Origin of the sequence: Paenibacillus sp. 19GGS1-52, from assembly GCF_022369515.1 — a bacterium.
Lineage (GTDB): Bacteria > Bacillota > Bacilli > Paenibacillales > Paenibacillaceae > Paenibacillus_AQ.
The window spans coordinates 4155107-4167226 of record NZ_CP059724.1; the positions used below are offsets into that span (position 1 = coordinate 4155107).

Annotated in this window: 9 protein-coding genes; 1 reads left to right on the forward strand and 8 read right to left on the reverse strand. The window is 47.8% G+C overall.

From position 1 onward, the window contains the following. The first annotated feature begins 79 nt into the window (after positions 1-79). Positions 80-871 (forward strand): helix-turn-helix transcriptional regulator, encoded by a 792-nt coding sequence (locus H1230_RS19420; RefSeq protein WP_239711563.1) that lies wholly within the window; start codon positions 80-82, stop codon positions 869-871. A gap of 115 nt (positions 872-986) precedes the next feature. Here H1230_RS19420 and H1230_RS19425 read toward each other — a convergent pair whose 3' ends face one another. The 8 genes from H1230_RS19425 to H1230_RS19460 all read right to left on the reverse strand — a co-directional run bounded on the left by H1230_RS19425 (position 987) and on the right by H1230_RS19460 (position 12025). Further along, complete coding sequence (locus H1230_RS19425) at positions 987-2501, reverse strand: glycoside hydrolase family 43 protein (RefSeq protein WP_239711564.1); 1515 nt, start codon at positions 2499-2501, stop codon at positions 987-989. 27 nt (positions 2502-2528) lie between these two features. Then, positions 2529-3956, reverse strand: a complete 1428-nt coding sequence (locus H1230_RS19430) for a glycoside hydrolase family 43 protein (protein WP_239711565.1) — start codon at positions 3954-3956, stop codon at positions 2529-2531. Positions 3957-4001: 45 nt separating this feature from the next. Then, positions 4002-5018 carry an endo-1,4-beta-xylanase gene (locus tag H1230_RS19435; protein ID WP_239717412.1) on the reverse strand — a complete coding sequence of 339 codons (1017 nt, stop codon included), beginning with the start codon at positions 5016-5018 and terminating at the stop codon, positions 4002-4004. A gap of 98 nt (positions 5019-5116) precedes the next feature. After that, positions 5117-6634: a response regulator transcription factor gene (locus H1230_RS19440; RefSeq protein WP_239711566.1), complete on the reverse strand. Its 1518-nt coding sequence runs from the start codon at positions 6632-6634 to the stop codon at positions 5117-5119. Further along, positions 6627-8435, reverse strand: a complete 1809-nt coding sequence (locus tag H1230_RS19445; protein WP_239711567.1) for a cache domain-containing sensor histidine kinase — start codon at positions 8433-8435, stop codon at positions 6627-6629. The genes H1230_RS19440 and H1230_RS19445 overlap by 8 nt, the downstream gene beginning before the upstream one ends. A 21-nt stretch (positions 8436-8456) precedes the next feature. After that, positions 8457-9983, reverse strand: a complete 1527-nt coding sequence (locus tag H1230_RS19450; RefSeq protein ID WP_239711568.1) for a response regulator transcription factor — start codon at positions 9981-9983, stop codon at positions 8457-8459. Positions 9984-10112: 129 nt separating this feature from the next. Further along, a complete protein-coding gene (locus tag H1230_RS19455; RefSeq protein ID WP_239711569.1) occupies positions 10113-11024 on the reverse strand; it encodes a carbohydrate ABC transporter permease in 912 nt (303 codons plus the stop codon). 14 nt (positions 11025-11038) lie between these two features. Beyond that, positions 11039-12025: an ABC transporter permease gene (locus tag H1230_RS19460; protein ID WP_239711570.1), complete on the reverse strand. Its 987-nt coding sequence runs from the start codon at positions 12023-12025 to the stop codon at positions 11039-11041. Positions 12026-12120: the final 95 nt, after the last annotated feature.

Consider the following 12120-nt stretch of genomic DNA (forward strand, 5'->3'; position numbering starts at 1 on the left):
TAATTATAGAAAAGTATTGAGTTCCAAACAATGATATATCCGATCCATTAATTGATGTATCCAAAGAAAGGAGAAGCCGATGCCCAAGATTCACTATGTTGAATTTGATGCTACTCATTCTGACGATTTTGTCTTCAATATACCCGAGGGCCATGATGCCTGGCTTCTGGTACTCACACAAACTGCGGCGTTGTTTGAAGTGAACGGAGAATTGAAAGAGTATCCGGCCCACTCCGCTGTCCTGTATCCGCCAAAGCACCACATCTATTACCGTGCCTGTTCCAAAAGATACATTAACGACTGGGTCCGTTTTGATGCGGACGAGTCTTATATTACAGAAAACGTCTTACCTATCGGGGTTCCCTTTTCGCTCCCGGATCCCAGCTATTGCCATCAGCTGTTTCAACTGCTGACCTTTGAGCATACATTTCAGAATGACTACCGGGAGCTTTCCATCGACTATCTGTTTAGAATAATCTTCAATAAGCTCTGCGAAGCCTCCGAGGATAAGCTGAGTCCCCAATATTATAATCTTCTGAACTTGCGCAAAGCTCTTTACAATAATCCCGGCCATCCCTGGACCGTTCCAGCCATGGCAGAGTATCTGCACATAAGCGCAGGCTATCTACAAACCATATATAAATCCACCTTCGGAATCTCCTGTATGGAGGATGTCATTCATTGCCGGATCCGGCTGGCCAAAGAAAAACTTGGCTACGGTCCGCATAAAATTTCCGAGATCGCCACGATTTGCGGTTATGCCAATGTGGAGCATTTCTGCAGACAGTTTCGTCAGCTTACCGGCTACTCCCCCCGAGCTTACCGGGAAACACTCTCCTCCAAAGAACAAAACGTCCAGACAGAATTATAAGGACCTGCAAGGCAGCAGAGTTTAATTACAATGCAAAGGGCGGTCCTTACAGGGCCGCCCTTTGCATTGTACTTTGTAGCATGATCAGCGGCGCTATACCTCTGTAAGCCTTGTGCTAACTCCGCCTATGATAATGGAAATAATCAAAATCGGCATAACCGCCGGACTGCTTGGTCGCGTAGTTGAACAATCCGATTCTATACCCCATAAAATGATCCAGCGTATATTTCATATGCAGCGTCCGGCCGATTGGCTTCCACACTGTCCCGTCTTCCGAATAGAAGAACTGTGCCTGGTCAAGACTATCCTCAAAATTGAAGTCAATTTTGAGATAAACCCGTTCACCGGTGAACATGATGCTCTCCACCGTCTCCTCGCTGCCGTCACCGCCGTTGATGCACATAGTAACGCTGAACTCTCCCTGCTCTCCCGCAGCAACACCTACAGTACCGAACCCATTCTGCAGCGCCACCAGGCCTGCCCGGTCACCGGGCTTCATACCTGAAACCTCCAGCACTGTCTCCGCGCTGCAGGCTGGGCCTTCCGTACGCTGCGTCAGCGTATTGCGTGCAAATAGGATGCTGTCTGTGAATTGACCGGTGCGGAGCCGCAGATGGCCCGGACGTTCTGTCACAGACCATAGCCCATGGTCAGGATTATGGTTCCACTGCCAGTTCAGGGCCAACCGGTTGGTCTCATAGTCGAACTCATCGCTGATTACCAGAGGCTTAGGTTCCGCAGCTGGAAGCTTTGTCTGCACAACTTGAGGTACTGAACCATTCATCCCGATGATCGGCCAATCGTTCTCCCAGCTCACAGGAAGTACGCAGGGGATCCGTCCGACAGCATCATGATCCTGGAACAGCACGGCATACCAATCCTGATCCAGGGTATCGACAATGCCGCCTTGCGCCACACCCTTATTATGATAGCCCAGATCATCGTCCAGCATAATTTTCCGTTCATAGGGACCCGGAAGCCCGCGTGAGCGATAGCCTATTTGACGCCTGCGCATATTTCCGGTTCTCGGCCATTCAATGAAGAATAAATAATAATAGCCATTCAGCTTGTACGCATGACAGCCTTCGATCCGCAGGCCGATGTCTTCTCGTTCGCCTTCGATCAGCAGCTGATCGGTTCCGCCCGGCTTCACCGCTGTCAGATCTTCCGTCAGCTCCTTAATATGGATATCACCGTTCCCGTAGATCACATAGTTGCGGTTATCGTCATCCAACAGCAGTCCCGGATCATGATAAAGGCCGGGGATTACCGAACGCTCCCATGTCCCATGCTCAATATCCTCTGTCCGGTAGACATAGAACCGGTCCATGTCATTGGATGAGAAGCAAACGTAGAAGATTCCTTCCTTATAGCGGAGGGATGCCGCCCAAGAGCCGCTTCCGTAAATACCTTTGCCGTCCTGCAGTCGGTGGGCCTCGTTATCCTCTAAGGTATCATATACATAATTCACTATTTCCCAATCCATTAAATTAACGGATTTCATAATCGGACAGCCCGGCATGAAGTGCATGCTGGTGCTGACCATATAGAACACAGGCCCAACCCGGATGACGTCCACATCCGGCACATCTGCCCACATGATAGGATTGGTTATGATCGCAGTACTCACAGTATTGCCCTCCCTGTATGAATGCCTCTACTCCATGAACTGCCATGATACAAACTTGAATAAGGGTATTCCTATTTGTCCTCTAAACACCAGATACAGGTCGTGGATTCCTCCAATTCCGTGAACCTCCGTCTTTAACTCCACCTTATTCTCCGGCCCGTTCGCAGCAGGAACAAGCAGTTCGCCAATGAGTGGACCTGCCGGTTCATCCAGATGCAGTTCAATCGTACCGCCGCCATCAAGGCTTATGACAGAGGCACAGAATGCTTCAGCACCTTGACTTCCGAAATCAACTCCAGCTACCCCGATCCAGTCCCCATTGTCAATATCCGTTACAAGCCTTTCTCCCGCGACCGTCTCTAATTCCGTCTTTACACCTGCGCTCCATCCTATCGTCGCCGCCTGTACACGCTGATACGGGGTTAAAGGTTTGATTTGCTGCACACCTGTATAGTCAGCTTCAACCTCCTGAATAGAACCGTCCTCGTTATGGAAGAGGCGGCCCAGATGCGTCGAACGATAGCCGTTCGCGATTCCCTGTGCCTTGGACAAGGTTTGTGCGTGATAAGCGATGTACCAATCCTCATGAAATTGGAAAATCGCATGATGGTTATTACCAGATACTCCGAAAAAATGTCCCGGATTTTTTAATATCGTCTTACGATATGTCCAGGGGCCTATTGGGTTGCCACTCGTCATATAGGCAATCTCACCTGCCGGAGGATTGCCTTCCGGACGTTCCCCATCATAGAAATTTGAACAATAGGTATAATAGTAGACGCCTTCCCGTTTATGTATGCCAGCATCCTCGAACATGAACGGGGCGGGCACAACCTCAGCCGTACCTACTACGCTGGTCATGTCTTCTCCGAGTTGCATCACCCGTGCTGTACCCGGCTCTGCGTATTCTCCTTCCGGTACCCCGCCTCCGAAATAGATGTAACTCTTGCCGTCATCATCCACCAGAACCGCCGGGTCAAAAAGCCAGGTTACCTCCTCAACTCCCGGAGTTGAACGCAAAATGAGTGCCTCGCCAATGGGGTCAACCCATGGACCCACCGGGCTGTCACTACTCAGAACGCCGATACCGCTGGCGTTATTGGCGAAGTACAGGAAGAATTTATCCTTGCCTCCGATCACCTTATGGACGGCTGCAGGCGCCCAGGACTGGGTAGCCCACTTGGCTGCCCCATCCGGCCCTGCTGCCGCAATTTCGCCATGGTCGGTCCAGTTGACTAAATCACTAGAGGAGATTACCGCAATCTTATTGATACTGCTGAAAGTGTTCTCTTTTACCACACCGCTTCCGTCATACTCCAGCGCATCATGGGTCATGTACAAATAGACCCGGTCTCCGAATACCAGGGCATACGGATCGGCCCCATATCGATTCGCAACCAACGGATTACCGTTAGGCTGAACCTTTCCTATGGCTAGATTCAATTGAAATGTCATGATATGTCCTCCAATTTTGAATTTATCGAACTACATCAAGGGTTATCATTTCGAGGCAGCCAGATCGACAAGCCGTCCGAACGAAGCTTTGGGCTGCTGTTGTACGTCAAACAGAAACGGCCAGTTTTTACGCCCGCGAACCGGGAAATCATCCAGCCAGGTATAGTCATCAGCTGCACCCCAGAATGTAACAGAATCAATAACCTTTCTGTATTCCAGCAGAACGGCAAAAATCTCCGCATAACGTTCTTCCTGAAGCTTCAGCATCTCAACTGTTGGCGCTTTCAAATCAGCTCGTTTGTCTTCGAACCGGAACATGGAAAGATCCAGCTCAGTAATGTGGATTCTAAGACCAAGAGAAGCATATAGCTCTATTGCACTGCGGATTTCGTCGATGGTTGGGCCATAGATGTTCCAATGGGCCTGCATGCCTATCCCGTGAATAGGTGTATTCTGGTCAAGTAAACCACGGACCAGCTTGAAGATTTTGTCGCGTTTGACAGGATCGGTCTCGTTATAGTCGTTGTAGAACAGCAAAGCGTCCGGGTCTGCCTGATGAGCCATTTCAAATGCCTCACGGAGATAGTCCTCTCCGAGAATTTCCAACCATTTCGTATTCCTCAAGTATTGGTCGGATTTATCCTCAATGGCTTCATTGACCACATCCCAGGCATAAGCCTGCCCGCGGTATCGCCCCACTACAGTATTAATATGGGTTTGCAGACGGCCGAGAAGTTGCTCCCTGGTGCACGGCTCACCCTCTGAATTGCGGAACATCCAATCCCCTGTCTGATTATGCCAGAGAAGTGTATGGCCCCGGACCGCGATGTGATTGGCCTGTGCGAACTCAAAGATACGGTCGGCTGCATCAAAGGTATAGATTCCTTCTTGCGGCTGGACCTCCTCCGGTTTCATCACATTTTCAGCTGTAATGCTGTTGAATTGCTTAGCAATGAAAGAAGCATGAGCAGATAAGGTGCCCATGCTGAGCGCAGCGCCAATCTTGAAGGCATCTCGGAATACTTCATGCAGTGCGGGCAACCCGCTGCTTGCCTGTGTCATCATCTATAACCTCCTATAGTGGATGTAGTCCGGGTAGTTAAGTCTATAATATCAATTTTGTATGCGTTTACCATTACCAAATTAAATAAGGATACCTCTCATTTTTCAGCTCTAGCCTGGTTGCGATAAGCGATCGGTTTCAATGTGGTCCGCTTCTCAAACTCTCTTAAAAAATGATGGTAATGCACATAACCCACATTCTCTGCAATCTTCCTGACGGTCTCTCCCGTTTCAATCAACCGCTTCTTGGCTTGATCGATGCGCAAATTATGAATATATTCAAGTATGCTGATCCCATTCTTTTTAATAAACGCCTGGCCCAGGTATACCGGATTGATATAAAAGTGCTCCGCAATCTCTTTTACGGTTAAAGGCTTGGAATAATTGTCCTTCAAAAAACATTCCACCTGTATATGTGGATGCTCGGATCCGCGTTCCTTATGCTGCTTGATGTATTCCATACATGAGTTCAACAAATCCTTAAGGATGCCCTCCAGCACTACAAGGGATTTTGGTTTGGTTTTAAAAAATTCAAAAGAATCACTCCACTGCTCAGCCTTCCCTCCGAACTCCTTCACTAGCTCCATACTTTTCAGCATGATATCGATGCCGGTCATCCTTACAACCTCAGGAGCAGTTCTATTCAATTCAAACATTCTGAACATTTCCTTCAATTGGTCCCAGGCCTTCTGCTCCTGTAATCTTTCAACTGCACCCATCAGTTCCTCAGTCAGATCTGCGGAAGGAAGATTATAGCTAAGCTGGCTCTCGGCATCCTTGGTTGTGTCAATAGGTCCACTTGCTTCCGAATAAAAAAGGTGGCGGGCGGCAGCCCCTGCAGCCACCATATAGGATACGGGCAGCTCCCGTAGAGACTTAACACCCGGCCCGATGCTCACAGAACCTTTCACGCTGTTACGTGACAACTCGTTGTATACCTCCCTAGCCAGCTCTGATGTTGATGCTGAGTTCTCCACGACAAGTCCCGCCTGATCACCGGGCAAATCAATGAACAAAGCACCCGCTGCCCCAGCGAGCTTCCGGCAGATTTCCGTGATACTGCTTTTGGCGCCATCCACATGTATATATGTCCATCCCAAAACTGCCTCGTCCAGATAATCCATTTGTTCGGCAATCTCCTCTTCCGGCTCCGCCCACTGCCCTTCAAGCATACGTGCGATCGCAACGGGAAGAAGCTGGTTCGCCAGCATGTTCTGCTGCATCTTGTGCTTGACACGTAATTCCAGCTCGTCCGTAATGTCAGCAAGCGCCTTTTCCCATTCCGCCTCAATGACAGGCTTCAGCAAGTAGTGCTTCACACCGTAACGGATTGCAGTCCGTGCGTATTCAAACTCGCCATAACCGCTGAGGACGATAAAGAGGGGCTGTTCTCGATCCAACTGGCGTACGCGCTTGATTAGTTCCAATCCATCGATGCCGGGCATGCGGATATCGGTAATGACAAGGTCTGGCGAGCATTCATCAATCATAGTGAACGCTTCTTCCCCGTTCTCACACGCTCCGCAGATTTCAAAACCCAGTTCCCCCCAATCAGTCAACGTTCTTAATCCCTCTAACGCAATCGTTTCATCGTCAGCTAAAACCACTTTAAACATGGGATTCCTCCAACTTTGGGTCCACCGCCAAGTCTATGGGAATTTGAATGGTGACAGCCGTCTGTTCATACTCGGTACTCTCAATGGTAAACCGGGCTCTGCTGTCATAATACATCATCAGTCGTCTATAGACGTTTCGAAGCCCGATATTACTATCGGATTCTTGTTCCGATTTCAGGTGAGATTCGATCCACTTCAGCTTCTCCTTATCGATTCCCTTACCGTTGTCAGTTACAACAATGATCAGAGATACGTCGTTCATGGAAGCAGACACGTGAATCCTTCTTGCACCTTTAACCCACTGCAGACCATGCTTGCAGGAATTCTCCACCAGTACCTGAACGCTCATTTTCGGAATCCGGCACTTCAGCACGGCGGGGTCGATATCAATGTCGTAAGTGAATCGGCTCTGAAAACGGAATTTTTCAATCTGCAGATACATTTCAATAAAAGATATTTCTTCCTCGACGGTGATCAGATCATCCTTCCAGCTTAGCAGTCTCCGCAGAATAAGAGCCAGATTTCGGATCACATCGGTGACCTCTTCATACTTGTATTTCTTGCAAATGACCAATATAGCGTTCAGTGTATTAAAGAGGAAATGCGGGTCTACCTGACTTTCCAGATAGTTCAATTCGGCTCTTACCCGCTCAAGCTCAAGATCCTTTTTCTGGATTTCCAGCTTATATACATCATTGATCAAATTGCGGATTTTCCCCGTCATCAGATTGAAGCTTCGGATCAAACCGCCGATCTCGTCCTTCCCCTCATACATATCAATGTTCTCAAACTGCTCGTATTTGACCAGCTTCATATGTTTGTAGAGCAGCCTTACCCTCAGATTATAAGATTGCAAAATAACAATCATTAGTAGGGTAGGAATAATTATCGTCAGCACAGCAAAAATCAGTGAAATCCGAAGCGCATGGCTCATCTCATGATTGACCACTCTGCCTTCCGGAGTTCCGATCAGCTTCCAGCCATTCGTATATCCTGCACTGCCCAAAGTACGAATAATCTGTTTGGACGACTGGCTGTCTTCCGTGTCTACATTCAACAAGGCGTTTGTATCGAGTGAGTAGTAGGAATGATCCGATTCCAGCACAACACGGTTCTGCTCATCCAGAAGCTTGAACTGTAAATAGTCGCGTTCTTTCTGGAACAGTTCCTGCACATTGTTCAACCGCAGATCAATTCGTAGATATTTATGGTAGGGCTGTCCCGTAGCGTTATCCAATTTGCGGATCAGGCTGACAAACACTTCCTGCTGAGGCGGATTGAGTGGGTTCGTACCCTGATACGCGGTTAACAGTACCTTGTCTGCGCCACCAGTAATTTTGCGATACCATTCACTCTCCTTGTCACTGTCGGACAAAACAAAGTAACTGTTGCCATTCTGGATAGTCGGATTCGTAGTATACACGCCCATCCAGTAAATATAGGAATGTAGATTGCTGTATTGCCGCAACTTATCCCTCAGAATATTATTGTAGGCTTCATAATAAGCCTCATTATCCGGATAAGTATAATCCATTATTTCATTGAAGGGACGGTCCGCGGCAACCGTATTGCTTATCGCCACACATTCATTCACGATTTGCATGAAATCATAGACCACCCGGTCTACAGAAATCTCAAGATTCTCTCTTTCACGGGCATCCACATTGCGGCTGATCTGAACATAAAAGAGGGCGTTAATGCTGAGTATCGGAACAAGAACACATAGCAAATAAATAAACAGAAATTTGTATTTGAGCGGGATATCATTGACGAAGGCTGATGGTTTCCTTTTGCCTTTCATGCTGCTCACCTCCCCCTTGAATTAGCCCTTCTTGTACACCGAAGGCGAGACGCCATTCAGCGCTTTAAACTTGGCCGCGAACAAATCTGCATCCGAGTATCCCACACGTTCCGAGATATCCGAAATGCACATATTCGTCTGGCGCAGCAGTTTCTTGGCTTTTTCAATTCGGAATTCATGAAGAAATTCGTTAAAAGAAATGCCGTAACGTTTCTTGATTCGTTGTCCCAGATAAGCAGAATTCACATGCAAATGCTTCGCGATGTCCTGCAGCTTCAGCTTCTCCTGATAATGCGCCCGGACATAATCAATCGCCGCCGTAACGAGCAGGTCCTCTTGATTGTTGTCCGCTGAGGCGAACCATTCAGCCACTTCGTTCAGATCCTCCGCCGTCTGCCGTTCAAACAGCGGCAAGCAGCAAGCAGTTACCCGAGGGGGAAACCATTTATCCGCCCATACTGCGGATTCTCCTCCTCTGGCGTCGATTTCGCGTAGCAATTCAACTTTGATGTTGCTCAGGAAAGCATCGATCCATGCACTTGAAGTACTATTCGCCGAGAAAATTTTAAATATATCGCTCAGTTGGGAGCTTGATGGGTCAAGCTGCCCTTCGGTAACCGATTGGAGCAGCGATCTCTTCAGCCCTGCAGCAAGCAGCGCCATTCCATCCTTGTCTTGCTGCTGGAAGAAACTAATCCCGCGGGTATTCAAATCCGACCGGCATAGTTCAGCGGCAAGCGCTTCGTGATAGGCAGCATTCAGAAATGAAGTTCCCTGATGCTCAAGGCTTGCCGAGAAAAGAACTAGACCGTTATATTGAGTCCGCATTTCATTTATCCAGCTTGCCAGCATCACCGGTTCAAGCTCTGGGCCTTCTGGCGGGGAAACCAGTAAATAGCCATGCTTATGGCTTCCGGCCATAAAAGGATACGCGGTTATATTGCGGAACGCTTCCTTGACGTTCATGGAATAGACTTGACTTCGCAAATGTAAGCTGTCGGGCGAATCGCCCTGAACCAATACACAGCATATCCGGGAGCCGGGGTGTATATCCAGCGCCTTAAGTGCCTCTTTCACTTCCTCTGAAGTATTCTCACGCATGAGAAGACGGGATACGGCTTCTGCCTGTATGAAGGCGGAAACCAATTCCTGCCGTGAAGCATGCTTGCGCTCAGCGCGTATTTGTTCGGCTACAGTTAGCAGAGCCTCTGTTAATTCTCTTTCATCCAAGGGTTTGGTCAAATAATTGGACACACCGTATCTAAGGGCTTCCTTGGCATACTCAAAGTCTGCATAACCACTAAAAATGATAAATTTTGGTTGGAAATCGCTTTCAGCAAATTTCTTAATGAGTTCAAGGCCATCGATCACTGGCATACGTACATCAGTTATAACCAAATCAGGCCTTGTGCTATGAATAAGCTGCAGCGCATCTTCACCATCCATTGCCTCGCCGCACACTTCAAAGTCCAGCTCCTCCCATTCCACCAGGATTCGAAGTCCTTCAAGCATCAGCGGCTCATCGTCGGCAAACAGTACCTTAAGCATCGGCATCACCATCTTTATTTCTAAATTTTGAATTCGGAAAGCTAAGCCTTGTTGAACAGGAGAAACCGCTTCGGTCGCTGCCGAAACGGTTTTCATTAACATACAATCATTTAGATATTATAAATTCAGTTATTCTTTAACACTACCCAAGTTTAATCCTACCACGAAGTACTTCTGCAAGAAAGGATATACGAACAAAATCGGCACTGCGGTAACGATAGTGATGGCTGCACGGATGGAAGCCGGTGTCACCAGGGCCTGAATCTGATTGTGCTGATTGCCTGCCAGCGAAGATGGATCGTTGTTCGTGCTCATGGTGGAACCGAGCAGCTTCATCATTTCATATTGCAGTGTGCTGAGCTTGATATCCGAGGAGGCATACAGGAATGTATCGAACCAAGAGTTCCATGCGCCTACGGCGATGAACAAAGCAACGGTTGCCAGCACGGGTGTACACAGCGGAAAGATGATTTTCCAGAAGATTCTGAATTCTCCTGCCCCGTCGATCTTTGCTGACTCCGTAAGACTGCCTGGAAGGGACCGGATATACGTCCGCATGATAATCAGGTTGAACGCGCTGACCATGCTTGGAAGTATATAGACCATAAAGCTATGAAGCAGACCTAACTCTTTAATAAGGAAGTAATTCGGAATCAGTCCGGCATTGAAATACATGGTCAGGATGAACAACATGCCAATTTTTTTACGGAAAATATATTGCTGCTGCGCCATTGTATATGCCAGCATGGTGGTCAGGAAAACGCCTAATACCGTCGAGATCACCGTGCGGGCCACAGAGATAAAAGCGGCATGGTAGATCGTCCCTGTAATAAAGACGGCTCTGTAGTTCTCCATAGTCCAGGCACGGGGCCAGAAATAAATTCCACCGGCAAGTGTGTCACTGCCATCATTTAAAGAAACAGCCAGCGTGTGGAGGAATGGATAGAGCGTGATGGCAACCACAAAGAGCATAAATATCGTGTTGATCGTATGAAATACAATCGGCTCAATGCGGCCTGAACTTTTCGTCACAGATTTCATATGGGTTTCCTCCTCTATACTAATCGCTCTTCGCCGAGGCGTTTTGCGATATAATTTGCGATGAATACGAGAATGACACTGACGATGGTTTTGAAGATCCCTGCCGCCGTAGCCAGAGAATAATTCCCCATAGAAATACCATACTTCACTACAAAGATATCAATGGTTTGCGACCAGTCCACAGTAAGCCCGTTACCAAGCAAATATTGAAGTTCAAAGCCGGCATCCAGAATATGTCCGATGTTCATAATCAACAAAATAACGAATGTGGCTTTAATCCCCGGAAGAGTGACATAGCGCATCTTCTGAAGACGCTTGGCGCCGTCAATGGACGCTGCCTCATACAGAGAAGGATCGATCGAGGTAATGGCTGCCAGATAAATGATGGTGCCCCAGCCCACCTCTTTCCACACGTTCGAAGCCCCGATAATGCCCCAGAAATATTTCCCTTCACTGAGCCACATAATCGGTTCTTTAATAAAGTGAAGCTTCATTAAGATGATATTGACAATTCCGTCATCAATCGACAGCGAAGTGGCAACGATGCCCGCTGCGATAACCCAGGACAAGAAGTGCGGCAAATACGAAATAGACTGAACGATACGCTTGAAAAACTTGATTTTGATCTCATTTAGCAGCAAAGCCAAGCCGATAGCCGTAGTAGTACCAAGTACAAGGTTTATGAAACTCATGGCAATCGTATTGCGCAGTACCATTAAAAAGGTATCATCCTCAAACAGAAATTTGAACTGCTGCAAGCCTACCCACTCTTGCTTGCCGAAGGGGAGCGCCGGGCGGTAGTTCTGAAAGGCCATTACCCAGCCCCAAATGGGAGCATAGTTAAAGATAATTAAATAAATGGCAATCGGTACGGACATGAAAATAAGCTGCTTCTGCATTTTCAGCGTCTTCCAGCTAAGACTCACACCGATTTCCGGATCGACTCTGCGTTTTCTGGTCTTCTGTATTTTGACCGGTTTGTCCAGTACGGTATCAGACATGTAGTGTTCCCCTCCTGTAAGATCATTCTCTCCATACTATCCGGATTAATGAAGAGCGGGAAATACGATTTCCCGCTCTATCCTTTGTCTTGAAA